Source organism: Psychrobacillus sp. NPDC096389 (genome assembly GCF_044762855.1).
Classification (GTDB): domain Bacteria; phylum Bacillota; class Bacilli; order Bacillales_A; family Planococcaceae; genus Psychrobacillus.
Genome location: NZ_JBIWFB010000002.1, coordinates 429,550 through 448,151, shown reverse-complemented (window position 1 = coordinate 448,151; position 18,602 = coordinate 429,550). Strand labels below are relative to the sequence as shown.

Annotated in this window: 21 protein-coding genes; 8 read left to right on the top strand and 13 right to left on the bottom strand. The window is 36.9% G+C overall.

All coding sequences use genetic code 11. The annotated features are described in order from the left end of the window. Positions 1–42: 42 nt before the first annotated feature. From ACIQ38_RS08560 to ACIQ38_RS08540, 5 genes are all read right to left on the bottom strand, one after another. Positions 43–1,035, bottom strand: a complete 993-nt coding sequence (locus ACIQ38_RS08560) for a PstS family phosphate ABC transporter substrate-binding protein (protein WP_402820923.1) — start codon at positions 1,033–1,035, stop codon at positions 43–45. 185 nt (positions 1,036–1,220) lie between these two features. Further along, positions 1,221–3,458 (bottom strand): peptidoglycan D,D-transpeptidase FtsI family protein, encoded by a 2,238-nt coding sequence (locus tag ACIQ38_RS08555; RefSeq protein ID WP_402820920.1) that lies wholly within the window; start codon positions 3,456–3,458, stop codon positions 1,221–1,223. 95 nt (positions 3,459–3,553) lie between these two features. Next, complete coding sequence (locus ACIQ38_RS08550) at positions 3,554–4,162, bottom strand: superoxide dismutase (RefSeq protein WP_402820917.1); 609 nt, start codon at positions 4,160–4,162, stop codon at positions 3,554–3,556. Positions 4,163–4,277: 115 nt separating this feature from the next. Continuing rightward, the gene (locus ACIQ38_RS08545) at positions 4,278–4,757 is read right to left on the bottom strand and encodes a DUF456 domain-containing protein (protein ID WP_402821368.1); all 480 of its coding nucleotides are present in this window, start codon (positions 4,755–4,757) and stop codon (positions 4,278–4,280) included. Continuing rightward, positions 4,757–6,388, bottom strand: a complete 1,632-nt coding sequence (locus ACIQ38_RS08540; RefSeq protein WP_402820914.1) for a Na/Pi cotransporter family protein — start codon at positions 6,386–6,388, stop codon at positions 4,757–4,759. Before ACIQ38_RS08540 ends, ACIQ38_RS08545 begins: the two co-directional genes overlap by 1 nt. 177 nt (positions 6,389–6,565) lie before the next feature. Between ACIQ38_RS08540 and ACIQ38_RS08535 the strand changes: the two genes are divergently transcribed. The 5 genes from ACIQ38_RS08535 to ACIQ38_RS08515 all read left to right on the top strand — a co-directional run bounded on the left by ACIQ38_RS08535 (position 6,566) and on the right by ACIQ38_RS08515 (position 9,762). Beyond that, positions 6,566–7,066, top strand: coding sequence for a DUF1189 family protein (locus ACIQ38_RS08535; protein WP_402820911.1), 501 nt, complete (start codon positions 6,566–6,568; stop codon positions 7,064–7,066). A 48-nt stretch (positions 7,067–7,114) separates the two neighbouring features. Further along, a complete protein-coding gene (locus ACIQ38_RS08530) occupies positions 7,115–7,447 on the top strand; it encodes a hypothetical protein (RefSeq protein ID WP_402820908.1) in 333 nt (110 codons plus the stop codon). Positions 7,448–7,536: 89 nt separating this feature from the next. Then, on the top strand, positions 7,537–8,661 hold the full coding sequence (gene ispG / locus ACIQ38_RS08525) for a flavodoxin-dependent (E)-4-hydroxy-3-methylbut-2-enyl-diphosphate synthase (RefSeq protein WP_402820905.1): 1,125 nt from the start codon (positions 7,537–7,539) through the stop codon (positions 8,659–8,661). A gap of 12 nt (positions 8,662–8,673) precedes the next feature. Beyond that, positions 8,674–9,255 carry a 5' nucleotidase, NT5C type gene (locus ACIQ38_RS08520; RefSeq protein WP_402820902.1) on the top strand — a complete coding sequence of 194 codons (582 nt, stop codon included), beginning with the start codon at positions 8,674–8,676 and terminating at the stop codon, positions 9,253–9,255. A 144-nt stretch (positions 9,256–9,399) separates the two neighbouring features. Next, positions 9,400–9,762: a hypothetical protein gene (locus ACIQ38_RS08515; protein WP_402820899.1), complete on the top strand. Its 363-nt coding sequence runs from the start codon at positions 9,400–9,402 to the stop codon at positions 9,760–9,762. A 32-nt stretch (positions 9,763–9,794) separates the two neighbouring features. Here ACIQ38_RS08515 and ACIQ38_RS08510 read toward each other — a convergent pair whose 3' ends face one another. The 3 genes from ACIQ38_RS08510 to ACIQ38_RS08500 are packed head-to-tail and all read right to left on the bottom strand — an operon-like array spanning position 9,795 to position 11,814. Then, on the bottom strand, positions 9,795–10,205 hold the full coding sequence (locus ACIQ38_RS08510) for a Fur family transcriptional regulator (protein ID WP_402820896.1): 411 nt from the start codon (positions 10,203–10,205) through the stop codon (positions 9,795–9,797). Then, entirely contained in the window at positions 10,202–11,050 is an 849-nt protein-coding gene (locus ACIQ38_RS08505) for a metal ABC transporter permease (RefSeq protein ID WP_402820893.1), read from the bottom strand. The genes ACIQ38_RS08510 and ACIQ38_RS08505 overlap by 4 nt, the downstream gene beginning before the upstream one ends. Then, a complete protein-coding gene (locus ACIQ38_RS08500; RefSeq protein WP_402820890.1) occupies positions 11,047–11,814 on the bottom strand; it encodes a metal ABC transporter ATP-binding protein in 768 nt (255 codons plus the stop codon). Before ACIQ38_RS08500 ends, ACIQ38_RS08505 begins: the two co-directional genes overlap by 4 nt. 105 nt (positions 11,815–11,919) lie before the next feature. On the opposite strand from ACIQ38_RS08500, the gene ACIQ38_RS08495 reads away from it, so the two are divergent. Further along, positions 11,920–12,180 (top strand): hypothetical protein, encoded by a 261-nt coding sequence (locus tag ACIQ38_RS08495; protein ID WP_402820887.1) that lies wholly within the window; start codon positions 11,920–11,922, stop codon positions 12,178–12,180. A gap of 18 nt (positions 12,181–12,198) precedes the next feature. On the opposite strand, the gene ACIQ38_RS08490 is transcribed toward ACIQ38_RS08495, so the two are convergent. After that, positions 12,199–13,083 carry a deoxyribonuclease IV gene (locus ACIQ38_RS08490; protein WP_402820884.1) on the bottom strand — a complete coding sequence of 295 codons (885 nt, stop codon included), beginning with the start codon at positions 13,081–13,083 and terminating at the stop codon, positions 12,199–12,201. Between the two features lie 13 nt (positions 13,084–13,096). After that, positions 13,097–14,395: a DEAD/DEAH box helicase gene (locus tag ACIQ38_RS08485; protein WP_402820881.1), complete on the bottom strand. Its 1,299-nt coding sequence runs from the start codon at positions 14,393–14,395 to the stop codon at positions 13,097–13,099. 104 nt (positions 14,396–14,499) lie between these two features. On the opposite strand from ACIQ38_RS08485, the gene vrrA reads away from it, so the two are divergent. Together vrrA and ACIQ38_RS08475 are read left to right on the top strand one after the other, a co-directional pair. After that, entirely contained in the window at positions 14,500–15,138 is a 639-nt protein-coding gene (vrrA, locus tag ACIQ38_RS08480) for a VrrA/YqfQ family protein (RefSeq protein ID WP_402820878.1), read from the top strand. Positions 15,139–15,215: 77 nt separating this feature from the next. After that, positions 15,216–16,196 carry a 4-hydroxy-3-methylbut-2-enyl diphosphate reductase gene (locus ACIQ38_RS08475; RefSeq protein ID WP_402820876.1) on the top strand — a complete coding sequence of 327 codons (981 nt, stop codon included), beginning with the start codon at positions 15,216–15,218 and terminating at the stop codon, positions 16,194–16,196. A gap of 44 nt (positions 16,197–16,240) precedes the next feature. Here ACIQ38_RS08475 and ACIQ38_RS08470 read toward each other — a convergent pair whose 3' ends face one another. The 3 genes from ACIQ38_RS08470 to cccA form a co-directional block, all read right to left on the bottom strand. Further along, positions 16,241–17,359: a Nif3-like dinuclear metal center hexameric protein gene (locus ACIQ38_RS08470; RefSeq protein WP_402820873.1), complete on the bottom strand. Its 1,119-nt coding sequence runs from the start codon at positions 17,357–17,359 to the stop codon at positions 16,241–16,243. A gap of 2 nt (positions 17,360–17,361) precedes the next feature. Continuing rightward, positions 17,362–18,054 (bottom strand): tRNA (adenine(22)-N(1))-methyltransferase, encoded by a 693-nt coding sequence (locus ACIQ38_RS08465; RefSeq protein WP_402820870.1) that lies wholly within the window; start codon positions 18,052–18,054, stop codon positions 17,362–17,364. Positions 18,055–18,144: 90 nt separating this feature from the next. Continuing rightward, positions 18,145–18,513 carry a cytochrome c550 gene (cccA, locus tag ACIQ38_RS08460; protein WP_402820867.1) on the bottom strand — a complete coding sequence of 123 codons (369 nt, stop codon included), beginning with the start codon at positions 18,511–18,513 and terminating at the stop codon, positions 18,145–18,147. Positions 18,514–18,602: the final 89 nt, after the last annotated feature.

Below are 18,602 nucleotides of genomic sequence, written 5' to 3'. Positions count from 1 at the left end.
TATGCTACTCATTTACTTACAGTCGGCTTACCTTTTTCAAACTTATTTTAAACCTTCTAAAGTAGATAGACCTTCTTCATACTTTTCAGCTGGAAGGCGTACGTATCCAACAGCATCTGCCATATCGCCCGCATTTTCAAGTGTGTATTTCATGAAATCATAAAATGCTGGGTTTTCAGAAAGTGCACTGTTTTTTGCATAAACGAATAGTGGACGTGATAGTGGAGAATATTCTCCAGATTCAATTGTTTCATTGTTAGGTTCTACTCCACCAATTTTTACAGCTTTTAAAGTGTCTTGGTTAGCTAAGTAGTATGCATATCCAAAGAATGCAATTGCATTTTTGTCAGCTTGTACACCTTGTACTAACACGTTGTCATCTTCTGAAAGAGTCGCAGATTTAACAAGATCTTCTCCATCAAGAATTACTTCATCAAAGTAATCATAAGTTCCTGAATCTGTACCTGGTGAATAGAATACTACCTCTTCTGCTGGCCACTCTGGGTTAATATCAGACCATTTTCTAGTAGTTCCATCTTCGATCCATAATTTTTTAAGATCTTCTACTGTCATATCTTCTACCCAGTCGTTATCTTTACTTACAACAACTGTTAGACCATCATTGGCAATTAAGAATTCCGTGTAATCAATTCCTGCATCTGCAAGTGCTTTTGCTTCTTCATCTTTAATCGGACGTGATGCGTTTGCAAAGTCAGTTTCTCCAGCACTGAATTTTTCAAATCCACCACCAGTTCCTGATACACCAACTGTCACTTGAACTTTACCTTGTACTCCAGCATATTCTTCTACTAGTGCTTCTGTTATTGGAGCTACAGTACTTGATCCATCGCCAGATACTGAACCTTCGATTGCTGCTTCTTCAGCTGCAGGAGTTTCTGTTTCTGTTGTTTCAGAAGCTGTTTCTTCTGTAGGTGTCTCTTCTGTTGTCTCTTTGTCAGAGTCATCTCCACATGCAGCAAGCGCAAGCGCTGAGCCAATCATTGTCGTCATCATTAAATACTTCCAGCTTTTCATCAGGTAAATCCCCCTAAAATTATGTTTTTCTTTTCTTTCTTACAAAAACTACTTTAAAGGTTCCATGTTGAGTCGGTATGAATGTAATGTAAAGCTTTTGTAAACTACACAACATTTTGATTAATAATTGAAAAAACCGGTTACCCTATTCAATTAAATAAGGTGACCGGTTTGTTTTCTAATCATTATTCAGCTTGTTCTTCATCAATCGAATCATTTGTGTATGGAGCTTTGATGAGTGGTGTTGCTGTAGAGTCATTTTCTTTTAATGCATTATTTTTTTGTTTTATCTCGAAATATTTGTCGACTAATTCTTTTGTAAGTGCGGTTGTAAGATTCGTTTTGTAACTAGACTCAATGAATGCATGCGGGACGACAACTGCATATGCTATTTCTGGATTATCATATGGAGCAAATCCAACGTGAGTTAAATTTACAGTTTGAATATTTTGCTGTTTATCCGCATCCCAAAAAAACGACTGTGCTGTACCTGTTTTTCCTGCTCCTGTATACGCTGCATGTGAAAAAGCAGACCGAGCAGTCCCTTTATTACCAAAATATACTCGTTGCATCCCTTGACGGACGCGCTCAATTTCCGCTCTTGTATTATCTAAGGTATTTAATATATTCGGGGTCATTTCTTTCACAATTTTCCCCAGTTGTACCCCATCAGAAGACGGTTCCCTAATTTCTTTTACAACATGAGGTTGAATTCTATTTCCTCCGTTGGCAAGTGTCGCCACGAATTGCGCAAGTTGCAAAGGTGTATACGTATCATACTGACCAATACTTAAGTCAAGTAGTTTCCCCATTTCTATACCGCCCTCAACACCGGATACTTCTCCAGGTAAATCTATCCCAGTTGGTACACCAAGTCCTAATTGTGCGTAGCCATTACGCATTTTCTGGAATGATTCTGGTCCGAAATTTATCCCTTGATTTGGCTGATAAGTTCGACCTGCTACGGAATATGCAATTTGGAACATATAAGAGTTGGAAGAACGCTCAAGTGCTTCTAAATCATTCATAGGGATTCTGCCAGTTCGGTTAAATACGGAACTTTTTGGGTTAGAACCTTTAATACGGATAGGTTGGTCTATTAAAGTCTGACCAGGAGACAACGCATTTTCACGGTAACCAGTAAGTACCGTACCAGGTTTTACTGTAGAACCAACTTCATATGCTGTTGTAAAAGCTGCAAATGCATAGTCTCGAACTGTCGGTTTTCCCGTTTCTGAATCTTTGACAATTTGCTTTCCTACTAGTGATAATACTTCTCCGGTATATGGATCTAACATCACTACAAATGCTCTGTCTAAATATTTTGTACCGGAATTACTATTTTTCATTTCTACTAATTTTTTTTCTAATATAGCTTCCATTTCGGTTTGAAGCTCGCTGTCTATCGTTAAAACAAGGTCCTTTCCAGGTTCTCCTTCATATACAGTTTGGACATCAATAACACGACCTTTTCCATCTGTTATATTTTTGACAACACTTTTTTGCCCTTGAAGTACTTCTTCATATTGTTGCTCAATATAACTTTTTCCAACACGATCATTACGAGAATAATCTCTTGATAAGAAATAATCTAGACGATTTTTAGGAATCCCCTCTTTTGGCAATGTCGTCGTTCCTAAAATGGCCAATGTGGAATTTTTAACTCTTCTCCAGTCCGTTGTTGTATTGACACCCTTCAAATCATCACCTAAACGCTCAGATACCCGAGCAAATTCTTCAACTGTTACTTCTTCCGAAATTTGACCAGGTTTAAGGACTTTGTTTGCAACATCGCCACCTTTAATAATTTGTGGGGATAATGCATAACCAGAAGCCATTTCTCGGTAAATCGCAATTATTTCTAACTCATCTTTTGAAAACGAGTTTAATTGTTCCTCTGTAATTTTGCTTCGTATCAACCGATTAATCGCAGCATTTTTTTCTTTTTTCGACAAGTCTTCGTCATTTTCAATTTCATTGCGTTCTTTCGTTGTTACTAAATTATTCGCTTCTTCGCTATTTATAAATAACCAAAAATCTTGTAAGTCACTTTTGGTTATAGCATTTGTATCCTTTTCGATCAGCAAGCTTAGTTTTTCTGCTATTTCATACATATCCTTTGCGGTAGTTGTCTGCATCTTTGTGTATGTAATTGCTTTTTGAGGTTTATTGTCTACTAAGATTCTACCTTCGCTATCAAAAATTCGTCCTCGAGGTACACTAGTATTGACAGGGACCTCTTCTGTTCTTTGTATTTCTCTCGAATAATCTTCACCTTTTACTATTTGTAAATAACCTAGACGTAAAATGAGCATTGTAAAAAGAATGAATATAGAAAAGAAAAGTATATTCATGCGAAAAGTGATATTAGCTCGTTGTTTCGCTTTTACACTTTGTGCACGTTTGTTTGGGGTTTTTCGCATAAGTTCACCTACTTCATTATTAGCTTTTATTGTAACATAAAAAGCACACACTTTTAGACGTAAAAGTGTGTGCTAAGTTTCTTTTTTGTATGAGATTATTTTGCTGCTTCGTAACGTTTTGAAACTTCATCCCAATTTACTACATTCCAGAATGAACCGATGTAGTCAGGACGACGGTTTTGATAGTTTAAGTAGTAAGCATGCTCCCAAACGTCTAGTCCTAATAATGGTGTTTTACCTTCCATGATTGGTGAATCTTGGTTAGCTGTAGAAGAAACTTCTAATTCTCCATTAGCAACGGATAACCAAGCCCAGCCAGATCCGAAACGAGTAGTCGCAGCTTTTGCGAACTCTTCTTTGAAAGCGTCAAAGCTACCGAATTTAGCATCGATTGCTGAAGCTAATTCGCCAGTTGGATTGCCGCCACCGTTTGGTGAAAGGATTTCCCAAAATAGTGAGTGGTTAGCATGTCCGCCACCGTTGTTACGTACTGCAGTTTTAATATCTTCTGGAAGAGCATCTAAATCAGCGATTAACTCTTCTACTGATTTGCTTTCTAACTCAGCTTTACCTGCTACTGCATTGTTTAAGTTCGTCACATATGTGTTATGGTGTTTCGTGTGATGAATATTCATCGTCTCTTTGTCGATATGTGGTTCTAGTGCGTCGTACGCGTAAGGTAATTGTGGTAATTCGTATGCCATGATTGTTTCCTCCTAAAGAATATTTTAGAAAATTCTTTCCGTATATTAGCGTATCAAAATAAAAGGAATCCTTCAATGAAAAGAACCTAATATATTCTCATACTTTTGACCGAAATTAAACAAACCAAATAAAAATAACAAGCATTGCAGTTAGAATGACAATTTTCACCACAGAAGATGTTAAAAAACCGATTAAAGACCCTATTCCAGATTTTACTGCCTGTTTTAAGCCTTCTCTCGTGACAATTAATTCTGCTAGTATCGCTCCAAGAAATGGTCCAATTAAAATACCAGCGACTGGAATAACAAATGGTCCAAAAATCAACCCAATAGTACTTCCCCATACACCTGCTTTTGTACCACCGAATTTTTTTACACCGAATGCATTGGCAGCCATATCGGCACTAAATAGCAACACGATAAATAACGCTTGTATTATCCAAAAGTACCAACTTAACTCTGTAAAAGTGAAAAACAGCCCATATAACACATAGCCAAGCACCATGAAAACAACCGATGGAATAATTGGGTAAAATGTTCCGATATAAGCCACTACAAAACTAGCGACGATTAAAATCCAACCAATAATTTCAATCATATCCTTTTTCCTAATACCGAATCTGCGATATTCATAGAGTGATCCCCTATCCTTTCTAAATTACTTAAAATATCAACAAACATTACACCTGCATGTCCACTACATAATCTTTCGTTCAAACGAATAATATGATTTTTTCTAAATTGACGTTCCATTCGGTCAATAACTTGTTCTTGCTCCACCACTTCACGAGCTAGGTGATCATTACTATAATCTAATGCTTCTAATGCTTTTTTTACCGTATTAATCGTCAACTCAAACATCTCTGAAATATCCTCTAGAGCATCTGTTGTTAATTGAAAACGTTGTTCCCCTTGGTAATCAATCAATTCGATAATATTTTCGAAATGATCGCCTATCCGTTCGATATCGCGCGCTGTACCTAGTAACATAAAATGCCTAGTAGAATCTTGACTGGAAAGTGGCTGGGAAGATATTTTCACTAAATAATTAGTTATTTTCTTATCTAGATGATTAATGGCATCTTCTAAACGATACGCTTCTTCTGCATCGTGTTGATGTCCATTCTTTAAATATTCAAATGTTTTTTCTAATCCTTGAACACTGAATTCACCCATCCGTAATATTTCTTCTTTCGCTTGTCCAATAGCAATCGATGGGGATTCCTCGATGAAATCTTCTTCTAAATGCTTCGGTTTGTATTTTGAATTCACATCTTCTCCAGGCAACACTTTGACTAGTAAGTAAATCCAGGCACCTATTAATGGGAACTGAAGAATGACATTCACTACATTAAAAGTTCCATGCGCCAATGCAATTTGCATTTTACTTTCTAATGAAAGCACACTTGCTATCCACTCTATATACAAAGTAAAAGGTGTTAAGAAAATAAGAAATACAATCGCTCCAACTACATTAAATAACACATGTGCAGCAGCAGTTCTCTTCGCACTTACCGAAGCTCCAATGGAAGCGAGAACTGCAGTAATAGTTGTACCAATATTATCGCCAAATAATATTGGTAATGCACCATGCAGAGAAATTAACCCCTCCGAATAGAACCCTTGCAAAAATGCTACTGCTGCACTTGAACTTTGGATCAACATTGTCATAACCGTACCAGCGATAACACCCAACAGTGGATGTTCACTCATCGCTAAAGTGAAATCCGTAAACGAAGACAATTGCTCAAGTGGGCTCATCCCACTCGTCATTAATTCCAACCCTAAAAATAGACCACCGAATCCAAAGATGATCTCTCCAATATTTTGCATGGATTTCTTTTTAAATAAGAAAATTAAAAAGGCACCAATTGCCATAATAGGAAGTGCGTAGTCACCAATATCAACACCCATGACAAAAGCTTTCACCGTTGTCCCAATATTAGCTCCCATAATAACACCAATAGATTGCCTTAGCGTCATAAATCCTGCGCTGACGAGACCTATAATAATGACAATCGTACCGCTACTTGATTGGATTAACAAAGTAAAAAGTATACCTACAATAACTCCTGATAGCGGATTCGTTATATACCTGTCCAATAAATCGCGTAATTTATTTCCAGCGGCTTTTTGTAAACCGTCACCCATAAACTTAATGGCGAATAAGAATATCCCTAATCCCCCAAAAAACTCAAAGAGCATCTCTTGCCAATTCAGCTCCATGTAGTAATTCAACTCCCGTTTCGACAAATTTCACGTGTTTTTGAACGCATTACGTTTAAAGTATAAAGGAAATGTAAAGCTAAAGTATACATAATAATAATTTCTTTCCAACAATCACTCTTTTTTTGTTTTATCCAGTAAGAAAGATGCTAAAATTAAAAGGAAAGGGTGACGTTTGTGAATTTATATCAAATTTTCAAAGCAAGTTTACATAGTCCGAAAAAAATCGCTGCGTTTCGACTTATTCCTATAGGAAAAGTAATGCAATACATATTTAGCTATATTTTTATAATGACCCTTATTTCATTCGTCTTTTTTACGAGTGGAATATCAGATCAACAAACAAGTATGCAAGGATTATTGGAATACTTTTCTAAAATCCAATGGTTACTTTATCCTTTTGCATTTGTCTTTTTATTTGTATTTAATACATTATTAATCTTTGTACAAATAAGTATATTTGCGTACATCGGTCTCGGTATTCTCTATTTTAGAAAACGAAAAGGAGAATATCGTCATATTTGGCGAACAACTCTTTTCGCCAGTACTGTTCCGATGCTACTATCCATTTTAGCAACCTTGCTACAGTGGACCAGTAACTATGTACAACTAGCAATTTACGTAATCACCTTTGTGTATATAGTAATTGCAACCAAATATTATCCGATTAAAAGATAGTCATACTCCCCTTTTGTCATGCATAAAGTAGGACAAGGGGGTTTTTATATGAAAATATTCGTTGCAACTATCTTACTCTTAATCTCGTTCTATATAGTGAAAGTAGATCTCTTCGAAGGTACAATCCCACTTGCTTATTATCCAACAGAACCAACAATAGAAGAATGTGTAGAAAAGCTCGATTATATTTCAGTCGAAATTGTCGCTGGAGACACTATTTACTCATTGTTTTCACTGTATCCTTCTGAAGAGTCCATCACTTTTACAGAGCGATTAAATGATTTTTATACATTGAATCCACATCTGATCAATCAAAGCTTTATCGCTGGTGAACAGGTACTTTTACCGATTTATACAACACCCGCACAATGTAAAAATTAGAAATAGAGGTTTCTTCCTTGTCAATACCTTCTAAAGACTGATAAAATGATCGTAGTGATGGCATAAAGCCTCGAGAAGGAGAGAATTACATGAGTGAAATAATTCATCGTTCCAAAACTCGTCCCGTTCGAGTTGGAAACTTAACAATAGGTGGCAGTGACGAACTGTTTATCCAAAGTATGACGACAACCAAAACACATGATGTGGAAGCGACAGTTGCAGAAATTTTGCGATTAGAAGAAGCTGGTTGTCAAATCATTCGTGTCGCTTGTCCTGATGAACGCGCTGCATATTCAATCGGAGAGATAAAAAAACGAATTAATATACCACTAGTAGTGGATATTCATTTTGACTATAAACTAGCGCTTATTGCGATCGAGCAAGGCGCAGACAAAATTCGTATTAACCCTGGTAACATCGGACGTAAAGAAAAAGTAGAAGCAGTTGTAAATGCTGCAAAAGCAAAAGGCATCCCAATTCGTATTGGTGTAAATGCTGGTTCTCTAGAGAAGAAAATTTTAGAGAAATATGGTTACCCTACTGCAGATGGAATGGTAGAAAGCGCACTTCACCATATTAAAATACTAGAAGACTTAGATTTTCACGATATTATCGTATCGATGAAAGCTTCTGACGTAAACTTAGCAGTGGAAGCATATAGAAAAGCTTCTCAAGCGTTTGATTATCCTTTACATTTAGGTATTACAGAGTCAGGTACACTTTTTGCTGGTTCTATTAAAAGTGCTGCAGGACTTGGTACATTACTATCGATGGGTATTGGGAACACGCTTCGTGTATCTTTAAGTGCGGATCCTGTAGAAGAAATTAAAGTTGCTAGAGAATTATTGAAAGTATTCGGCTTATCATCTAATGCAGCTACTTTAATCTCTTGCCCAACTTGCGGACGTATTGAAATCGATTTGATCTCGATCGCAAACGAGGTAGAAGAGTATATCTCACATATTAAAGCACCGATTAAAGTTGCAGTATTAGGCTGTGCAGTTAACGGTCCTGGTGAAGCACGTGAAGCGGATATCGGAATTGCAGGTGCACGCGGAGAAGGCCTTCTATTCCGTAAAGGAAAAACAGTACGAAAAGTACCAGAAGAAACAATGGTCGACGAACTGAAAATTGAAATCGATAAAATTGCTGCAGAATATTTTGCGCAACAAGAACTCGAACAAAAACAACAACAAGAAAAACAACAAGCATAAGGGGTCGGGAATATGACGAATATTCGATTCGGAATCGATATAGACGGGACAGTAACATGCCCTACTTCTTTGCTTCCACATATTAATGAAGCATTTAAATGTAATTTACAATTAAGTGATATTAAAGAATATGACTTAACAAAAGCTTTTCCAGTAAGTGAACAAGAATTTTATGAGTGGTTTAAAAAATCGGAAGCAACGATTTACGCAACCTCCCCTATTCAGCCAGATGCTCATGCCGTATTATCTGCATGGAAAGAAAAATATGAACTATTTTTCATCTCTGCACGTGGCGAAAATGTAATGGATGTTACGCTTAACTGGTTTAAAGAGCAAGAGTTGCTTTACGATCATATCGAGTTAATCGGTACACATAATAAAATTGAAACCGCTAGAAAACATGGTGTCCATGCGTTCTTCGAAGACAAGCATGATAATGCGGTTGAAATACATGAAGAATTAGACATTCCTGTATTATTATTTAACACACCTTACAATCAACAACCTGCTCCAACTGGAGTCATTCGCGTAAATAATTGGATCGAAGCGAACAACTGGATCGAAAAAGAATTTGCACTATCCTTAAATAAATAATACTCAAAAGACCTCGTCCACAGTAGACGAGGTCCTTTTTTTCATCTATTCTATTTCGACAAATTACATGATTAATAGCAAAACAGATGTTATAATCTTAGCAAGAAGCAGATCGAATTAACAACAAAAAGGGGGTAAAATGAGTTGAGTGAAAAACTATTGCAACAAATTTTAAGTGAACTTACTGGTATTAAAAGCGAAATTACTGGTATTAACAATGAATTAGCTACTATTAATAATGAAATTACTATTATAAAGAGCAACCAAGCAACAATAAAAGCCCAATTAGAAGAAAATACGCAATTAACAAAGGCAATTTTCAATCGACAAGAAGAATCAGATGCAAAACTAGAAAGCCTTTCAATGGATATTCACAAAATACACGGTGACCTATCTTCTTTAAAGGGAGAAATGCGGGATATTAAAAATGAAGTAACTTTTACATACCAAAAAACCTCCAAAAATGAATTAGACATATTTAAATTACAACAAATACATGAACAATAAAACCTCCACCAAAAAATTCGGTGGAGGTTTTATTAATGACATTCTGGACAATTTCCATATATCTCAAATTTATGATTTTCAATTTCATATCCAGGAATCGCATTTTGCAACGTCTCCATTGGGCAATAGTTAATTTCTTTTATATTCCCACAAGACATGCATATGAAATGATGATGATGATGTTCTGCTTCACATTGCATTCTAAAATGCTTTTCGCCAGTCAGTTCTGTTTCTTCTAAAATACCTAAATCTACAAATGTACTTAAGTTTCGATAAATCGTATCATAACTCATCCCAGGATGCTCCGCCATCATTACATCTAAAATATCTCTTGCCGTAATATATTTTTCCGTTTGCGAAAAAATCTCTAAAATTTGTTCACGCTTGTCCGTTTTTTTAAATCCTTCTTTTTTCAGAATATCCCATGCTTTTTCAATATTCATTGTGCTGGAACTCCCTTCTTCATCCATTTTTTAAAGTATATTGTTAGAAGTAGTATAATAATAGAAACGACTACAATTGTTCCACCTGGCGCTAAATCCAAATAAAATGCACTTGCTAAGCCTACAATAACCGCCAATTCACCAAAAACAATCGAGAAAATTATCGCTTGTTTAAAGCTTTTCGCAATGCGCATCGCTGCAGCAACCGGTAAAGTAATTAAAGAAGACACTAGCAATATACCTACAATACGCATCGAGCCTGCAATCACTAATGCTGTAACGACCATAAACAACACATGAATCCATTTTGCAGGTAGTCCCGATGCTTTTGCATATTCTTCATCGAAAGATAAAACAAATAATTCTTTAAAAAAGAAACCTAGAAATAATACAACGATCAGTGCAATAATAGCTACAATCCATAAATCTTGTCTACTTACTGCTGAAACAGATCCAAATAAGTAACTAAATAAATCAGAGCTAAATCCTTCAGCAAGAGAGATGAATATTGCACCGAAACCAAGTCCAGCTGACATAATGATCGGAATTGCCAGCTCTTCATAATGCTTATACACTCTCCGAAGACGTTCTATAAACAAGGAACCCATTACAGATGCAGCAATACCTAAATACAATGGATTCAAAAACCCTAGCACACTAATGGATTGACTTAAATACAAGCTCCCTGCAATACCTGCAAGCGTCACATGACTGAGCGCATCGGCGATTAAAGACAATCTTCGTACGACGATAAACACGCCTAGAAGTGGTGCAATCACTCCAATGATTAAGCCAGATGCAAAGGCATTTTGTAAAAACTCATAGCGAAATATCGACTCTATCATACTTGCACCTCACTCGGGTGATCCACTTTACGAACTGCATGCCCATACCAAGCTTCTAGTTGTTCATCACTCATTGTGTCCATATCATTTTTGAAGCCATGAAAATGTATTGTCCGATTAAGGCAGGCTACATGACTAATACTTTTCGATACGGCGTCCACATCATGTGTTACTAAAACAATTGTAATCTTATGTTCCCGATTTAAATGAGATAACATAAGATAAAATGAACGAACATTTTTACTATCCACACCTACTGTCGGCTCATCGAGTATTAAAACTTTTGGATTACTTATTAATGCTCTAGCAATAAATACACGTTGCTGCTGACCACCAGAAAGTTCTCCAATATTTCGGTGTGCAAACTTCTCCATCCCTACTGATTTTAGTGCTTGTCGAACTTCTAAATGAACATTGCTTGGATAACGATGAAATAAACCAATTTTTTTCACCAGTCCACTTCGTACTACTTCCGCAACTGTTGCAGGAAAACCTGTATTAAATGCATTTGATTTTTGGGAAACATAACCAATCTGCTCTTTTTCTTTAAATTGATCAACTGGTTGGCCTAATAGTAGGACTTTCCCATTTGTCGGTTTTAATAATCCAAGCATAATTTTTAATAAAGTGGACTTTCCAGATCCATTCGGACCAATAATCGCTAAAAAATCCCCTTCTTCAATCGTTAAATTAATATCTGTCAAAGCTTTTGTTTGTTCATATTGATAGGATATATTGTCTAATTGTATTAATGGTGTAGCCATGTATAATTTCCTCTATTCTAATTCATAATCGTTACGATTTACAATATACAAGTATAGAGGAAAATTTGTCTGATGTAAATAAATAATACTTGAAAGGAAGTTTAGATGGATATTACGAAGTTTATTGCGCAATTACAAAGCTGTTCTAAAAAAGAGTTTAAAACAATTTTAAAAGGATTCGACATTAAATTATCCGATAAAGAATTAGATGGAGTACATCCCCTATTAAAAGAGATTTCCTTATCATGGCTTGTGTTAGGGGTACCTCTTGCAATCCAGCAGAAGCTAATTGGCTTACTCGGTGAACAACGTGCTACTGCTTTGTATAAAGAGATAATTGAAAAAGCACCCTCTTCTTTTCGCTAGAAGAGGGTACTAAATATATTATCGTAATGCGTCGATTGCATCTGGTGTAAATGATTTCGAACGAAGCATTTCAATTTCTATTTTATAAGGAGCTTGTTTTGTTTTCGCATCTACTCCAACAAAAGGTGTTTCTAAAATTTTTGGAATTTCCTTGAGTTGTGGATGATGCACAACATGCAATAATGCTTCAAATCCTATTTCTCCAAATCCAATATTTTCGTGTCGGTCTTTTGCTGCACCGCGAACGTTTTTACTATCATTGATATGAAGTACTTTTAAACGATCAAGCCCAATCGTTTTATCAAACTCGTTTAAGACACCATCAAAATCATTTACGACATCGTAGCCAGCATCGTGAATATGACATGTATCTAAACAAATAGATAGACGATGATTATTCGTCACACCATCTATAATTTGCGCTAGTTCTTCAAATGTGCGTCCGCATTCAGAACCTTTCCCGGCCATCGTTTCCAATGCGATTTGTACCGGATAATCTTGTGTTAGTACTTCATTTAAACCTTCTACTATTTTTGCGATACCAGCATCTGCTCCAGCACCAACATGCGCGCCTGGATGCAATACAATTTGAGTTGCACCAATTGCTGCAGTACGCTCTACTTCCTTTTGTAAAAAGTCGACTCCCAAAGCAAATGTCTCTGGTTTTGTTGTATTCCCTAAATTGATAATATACGGAGCATGTACAACTATATTAGACAATCCGTTTTCTTTCATATGTTGCAGTCCGGCTTCAATATTCAATTCTTCTATTGGTTTTCTACGCGTATTTTGAGGTGCACCAGTATAAATCATAAATGTATTTGCACCATAGGATGCTGCTTCTTTGCTTGACGCAAGCAGCATTTCTTTCCCACTCATCGAAACATGTGAACCTAAAAGCATTGATATATCCCCCTTATTTCTTGCGGTTCTTAATCCGACGTTCTTTTTTCTTTACTTTTTCCATTTCCCATTTCATATTACGTTTATAGCCAGGTTTCACTTTTTTCGGCTTACGCACTAGTGCCTTTGCTTTTGCATCTATTTCGTTTTCCATCTTCGGACGGTTTTTACGAGCATGTCTTTCTTTTAACTCAGACCATTCACCATTTATCACATCTTTATGTTCAAATGTTATGCCCATTTTTTCGATACGATTTAAAGCATCTTCATCCGATGGCTCATATAATGTGATAGCTAAACCAGTAAGTCCTGCACGCGCAGTTCTTCCGACTCGGTGAATAAAAAATTCTAAATCATCCGGAATTTCATAGTTAATGACATGGCTTACACCAGGAATATCAATACCACGTGCTGCCAGATCCGTTGCGACTATATATTGGAATTCTAAATCATGAATTTGCTTCATCACACGTATACGTTCACGAGGAGCGATATCACCGTGCACAACGCCAACTTTTATACCGTTTTCTTGTAAAAAATTCGCTACTTCATTAGCATTTTGCTTTGTGTTAGCAAAAATAATCGCTAAATATGGATTGATTCCTTCCATAACTTCAAGTAAGCGTTTTTTACGTGATTTACTACGCACTGGTACTACAGTAAAATCAATTCCTTCCGCAACCGGACGTTTGTCTCCAATTTTAATATGAACGGGTGCATCCATATATTTTTTTAAGAAAGGTTGTAGTTTTTCTGGAATTGTTGCAGAGAATACATACATTTCCAGTTGTTCTGGCATACGAGATGCGAATTGATCGATTTCATTGATAAATCCTAAATCGAATGCTAAATCTGCTTCATCAACTACTAAAATGTTGGAAGTATGCACAAGTAATGCTTGCTCCACGGTTAAATCGCGAAGTCTACCTGGTGTACCTACGACAATTTGCGGTTGTGTTTTTAACTTTTCGATGGAACGTACTTTATCTGTTCCACCTATAAATAATTTTGTTTGAATCTCCGTACCTTCTACTAGCTTGTTCAACTCTTTAAAAATTTGAGTTGCAAGCTCTCTTGTTGGTGATGTAATAATTGCTTGTACTTCTTGTTTACTAGCATCTATTTTTTCAACAATTGGGATCAAAAAACTATGTGTTTTTCCTGTTCCAGTATGTGCTTGACCAATCGCACTTTTTCCTTTTAACACTAAAGGAATCATTTCTTTTTGAATCGGCGTTGGTTCTTGGAAGCCTAATTTATCGATTGCGTTTTGTAAAAAAGGCTGAAAATTGTAATCTGTATATTTGGACATTTTAGTCCCTCCCTCACATTTCTTTATTGTACCACGATTGTACATAAAACGTATAATTTGCATAGAATAGATTAGTCTTTATTTGTTCGAAAGGAGATGAAAAAATGCGCTACGAATCTTTTTACCCGTTTTCTCAAGCAGGAAACATTGGCGGTGGTTTCATGAATTTTATGGGAGCTCCCCAAGTTCCACCTTCTTCGCCTGCTGATGGATTTTTTGGTGGGGGTCTAGGAAACTTCTCTGCTCCCTCAGCACCTACTGGTCAAGGCGGTGGATTTTTAAGTAATCTTGGAAATTTAGCTTCCAATATGGGACCAAATAGTCCTACCGGTAACTTTTTGGGCAATATTGGAAATATGGCCGGGCGAATGCAATCGAATAACCCATTAGGAGGAATGGCTGGCGGTATGCAATCGAGTAACCCATTCGGTGGCATGGCACAAGGAGCATCACAAGCTGCACAGGCGGCACAAGGTCCTAGTAAAGCAATGTCCTATCTACAAACTGCCGATAAATTTTTAAATACCGCCCAACAGCTCACCCCTATGGTAAGACAATACGCTCCTATGATTCAAAATGTACCTGCACTATTGAAGTTATACCGTGGATTTCAAAATGTTCCAAATGCGACTGCTGCAGCGGCAGCTACTACAAATGCCGCATCTGCTGCTTCATCTGCAGCAAGTACGGCCGCAGTGACAAATGGTCTTTCACTTCCACGTATTTTCCAACCACCGTTTTAAAAAAAGTTAAACTTTTGTATTCATGTTAGGGCTCCGCTATAATAGAGATAGGTTCGTACCAGAAGGGAGTTTCTGAAATGATTGTACAAAAAATTTCGCCAAGGGGATACTGTTATGGTGTAGTGGATGCAATGATTATTGCCCGTAATGCTGCACTCGACACTTCTCTTCCAAGGCCAATATATATATTAGGAATGATCGTCCATAACAAACATGTAACAGATGCATTTGAACAAGATGGAATTATTACATTAGACGGTGAAAACCGTTTAGATATTCTTTCCAAAGTGGACGAAGGTACTGTTATTTTTACAGCACACGGGGTTTCTCCTGAAGTAAAGGAACTGGCTCGTAAAAAAGGCTTGGTATCGATTGATGCAACTTGTCCTGATGTTACTGTCACTCATGACCTTATAAAAGAAAAAACGGCAGAAGGCTTTGACATCGTATATATCGGCAAAAAAGGTCACCCCGAGCCAGAAGGTGCGATTGGTGTCGCTCCCGATAAAGTGCATCTTGTTCAAACACTAAAAGATGTGGAAGACTTATCAATTGAAACGGATAAATTACTCGTAACGAACCAAACGACAATGTCGCAGTGGGATGTCGTGCATTTAATGGATAGTTTAAAAGAAAAGTATCCACATATTGAAGTTCATAAAGAAATTTGCCTAGCGACACAAGTCCGACAAGAAGCTGTTGCAGAACAAGCTGGAGAGGCGGATTTATTAATCGTTGTTGGAGATCCGATGAGTAATAACTCTAATAGACTAACACAAGTTTCCGAGGAAATCGCAGGGACACCTTCTTATCGTATTGGGGACATTTCAGATTTAAAACTTGAATGGTTAGAAAATGTAAACCATGTAGCGGTTACTGCTGGTGCATCTACTCCTACCCCAATAGTAAAAGAAGTTATTCAGTTTTTAGAGAAATACGATCCAAAAGATCCTACAACACATGATACAACGAAAAAAGTAATGCCAGAAAAAATATTACCAAAAATTAAAGTACCAAAACCAGTGGAACGTATTGAACCGTATCCAATTAATAACTAACAAAAAGAAGCTGCTTCTATAAATGGGAAGCAGCTTCTTTTTGTTTAGATTAGTTGAAATGGTTCTGTAGAAAGCTTAGATGGGATAAACGTACATGTGATATTTTTATTGTTGCACATTGTATTCATATAATCGGACACGCCTTTTTTCATAATTTGTTCTATGTGATGTCCTGGATCAATGACTGCTAAATCTATCGCTTCCGCATCTTGAGCTACATGAAAATATAAATCTCCTGTGATCAACACGTCTGCACCTGCTCTTTTTGCAGTTTGGATGTATTTATTTCCATCCCCACCTAATACCGCTACCTTTTGAACAGGTTTGTCCAACTCACCTACTACACGTACAAAGGGAACTTGCAATTGTTTTTTCACTGTTCGAGCGTAGTCGGCAAGATTAACCGAATTTGGAAGTGTGCCTACTCTTCCTAGTCCTCTTTCGTTCACTTCTAGATCCATTTCATACAAATCATACGCAGGCTCTTCGTAAGGATGCGTAGTAAGCAATGCTTTTAACACACGATTTTTAATCGCGCTTGGTAAAACTACTTCTATTTTATCTTCTTCCACAATTGAAAGCTCATTTGCTTGGCCAATATAAGGATTTGCATCGCTAGACGGTTGGAAACGTCCCTCGCCTTGTGAGATGAAGCTACAATCTGTATAGTCACCGATTTGACCAGCTCCCGCGTTTGCTAAAGCTTTTCTTACCTGTTCAGTTGACTCTTTTGGCGTGAATACTGCTAATTTCATTAACTTATCTGCAGTGGTTGGCTCTAAAATTTCCACATTTTCTAGTTGCAATGCATGGGCTAATAAATCGTTTACGCCACCAGTTGCTATATCGAGATTCGTATGTGCTGCATATACAGCAATATCATGCTTGATCAATTGTTCGATCATTTTTCCTTGTGGTAAATCTGTCCGCATATTTTTCATTTTGCGGTAAATTGGAGGATGATGCGCGATGATTAATTGACAGTCGAGCTCGATCGCTTCTTGTACAACTTTTGGGTTTACATCAAGTGTAACAAGTACTTTTGAAACCGGCTTATTAAGTGTACCTATTTGAAGTCCAACGGAATCTCCTTCGACAGCTAATGATCTAGGTGCCCATTGTTCAAAGAGAGAGATGATCTGTTGACCATTTGTTTGCTTCATGTTTATAACGACTCCTTCACTAAAGCGATTTTTCTTTCGAGCTCTTCTTTCTTTTGTTGTACTTCCCCGGATACTGCCGATTTATTTAATTGGTCCATGATGCGTTGCCATTCGCGTAATTCATTTGTCCATTTTTTAAGAAATACAGCTGATTTTCCTTGTTTCAAAAAAGGACCAACAAGCAAGTCTTGTTCTGTTAGTTTCATTTCACCTTTTTGAAGGACAACAATTTCGTATATTTTGTCATGCTCTTCTAGTATTGTTTCATTCACGATTTTCCAATTCTCTTTTTGGGCCCATTCACGAATCGCTTTCGCATGTACATTCGGCTGTAAGATTAAAGTTTCAACAGTTGAAAGTTTCTCTTTTCCAGCTTCCAGTATCGAAGCAATGAGTGGCCCGCCCATACCCGCAATGGTAATAGTTTGCACATTGTCGGCTGTTTGAATTACTTCTAGCCCATTTCCAAAACGGACGTCTATTTGTTGTGCTAGCCCTTCACTTCGCACTTGCTTTTGGGCCGATTCAAAAGGACCTTTTACTACTTCTCCTGCAATTCCTTGTGTAATAATACCTGTATGTACTAAATAACAAGGCAAATAAGCATGATCACTTCCGATATCCGCTAAAATAGTATCTTTTTTAACAAAAGAAGCGACTGTTTTCAGTCTTTCCGATAAATTTTTTGCATTCATATAGTAAACACCTCTTCCACATTTCATTATAACAAAAACTAAAAAAGACCTCGATTCTTTTATAGAATCGATGATCTTTTTAAAATGATACTATTCTAATGATTTAACCCAAGCAGCCATAGCATCGATGTTTTCAGTTGGTACTAAACCACCTGGCATTGCACCTTTACCGTTAGCTAAAATGTCTTTAATTTCATCTTCTGAAAGTGGTGTTCCTACTAGTGATGGGAAAGCACCTTGTCCTTCATAACTGTTACCGTGACATCCGATACATTTACCTTGAGCTAGTGCTTCTGGGTCGAACTCTCCTGCAGATGCAGCTTCACCGCCGCCTTCAGCATTTTCTTCTGTAGCAGCCATTTCTTCTTTGTTATTAACACCTTGAATCGATAAGAAGAAAATTAAACCAATACCAAATCCCATAATTAATAAAAACGGAATAATTGGATTCTTTTTCATAATTTACCCTCCCTCTTGAGTATGTACTTTTCTAAATAGAATTAGTCAACACTAATATTGTACTGCATTCTAGTGAAAACGAAAAGTCC

What these genes read in the sequence shown, in the direction of transcription:
- ACIQ38_RS08560 (WP_402820923.1), bottom strand. Translation starts at nt 1,035, where the DNA reads ATGAAAAGCTGGAAGTATTTAATGATGACGACAATGATTGGCTCAGCG.
- ACIQ38_RS08555 (WP_402820920.1), bottom strand. Translation starts at nt 3,458, where the DNA reads ATGCGAAAAACCCCAAACAAACGTGCACAAAGTGTAAAAGCGAAACAA.
- ACIQ38_RS08550 (WP_402820917.1), bottom strand. Translation starts at nt 4,162, where the DNA reads ATGGCATACGAATTACCACAATTACCTTACGCGTACGACGCACTAGAA.
- ACIQ38_RS08540 (WP_402820914.1), bottom strand. Translation starts at nt 6,388, where the DNA reads ATGGAGCTGAATTGGCAAGAGATGCTCTTTGAGTTTTTTGGGGGATTA.
- ACIQ38_RS08530 (WP_402820908.1), top strand. Translation starts at nt 7,115, where the DNA reads ATGAAAATATTCGTTGCAACTATCTTACTCTTAATCTCGTTCTATATA.
- ispG (WP_402820905.1), top strand. Translation starts at nt 7,537, where the DNA reads ATGAGTGAAATAATTCATCGTTCCAAAACTCGTCCCGTTCGAGTTGGA.
- ACIQ38_RS08520 (WP_402820902.1), top strand. Translation starts at nt 8,674, where the DNA reads ATGACGAATATTCGATTCGGAATCGATATAGACGGGACAGTAACATGC.
- ACIQ38_RS08510 (WP_402820896.1), bottom strand. Translation starts at nt 10,205, where the DNA reads ATGAATATTGAAAAAGCATGGGATATTCTGAAAAAAGAAGGATTTAAA.
- ACIQ38_RS08505 (WP_402820893.1), bottom strand. Translation starts at nt 11,050, where the DNA reads ATGATAGAGTCGATATTTCGCTATGAGTTTTTACAAAATGCCTTTGCA.
- ACIQ38_RS08500 (WP_402820890.1), bottom strand. Translation starts at nt 11,814, where the DNA reads ATGGCTACACCATTAATACAATTAGACAATATATCCTATCAATATGAA.
- ACIQ38_RS08495 (WP_402820887.1), top strand. Translation starts at nt 11,920, where the DNA reads ATGGATATTACGAAGTTTATTGCGCAATTACAAAGCTGTTCTAAAAAA.
- ACIQ38_RS08490 (WP_402820884.1), bottom strand. Translation starts at nt 13,083, where the DNA reads ATGCTTTTAGGTTCACATGTTTCGATGAGTGGGAAAGAAATGCTGCTT.
- ACIQ38_RS08485 (WP_402820881.1), bottom strand. Translation starts at nt 14,395, where the DNA reads ATGTCCAAATATACAGATTACAATTTTCAGCCTTTTTTACAAAACGCA.
- vrrA (WP_402820878.1), top strand. Translation starts at nt 14,500, where the DNA reads ATGCGCTACGAATCTTTTTACCCGTTTTCTCAAGCAGGAAACATTGGC.
- ACIQ38_RS08475 (WP_402820876.1), top strand. Translation starts at nt 15,216, where the DNA reads ATGATTGTACAAAAAATTTCGCCAAGGGGATACTGTTATGGTGTAGTG.
- ACIQ38_RS08470 (WP_402820873.1), bottom strand. Translation starts at nt 17,359, where the DNA reads ATGAAGCAAACAAATGGTCAACAGATCATCTCTCTCTTTGAACAATGG.
- ACIQ38_RS08465 (WP_402820870.1), bottom strand. Translation starts at nt 18,054, where the DNA reads ATGAATGCAAAAAATTTATCGGAAAGACTGAAAACAGTCGCTTCTTTT.
- cccA (WP_402820867.1), bottom strand. Translation starts at nt 18,513, where the DNA reads ATGAAAAAGAATCCAATTATTCCGTTTTTATTAATTATGGGATTTGGT.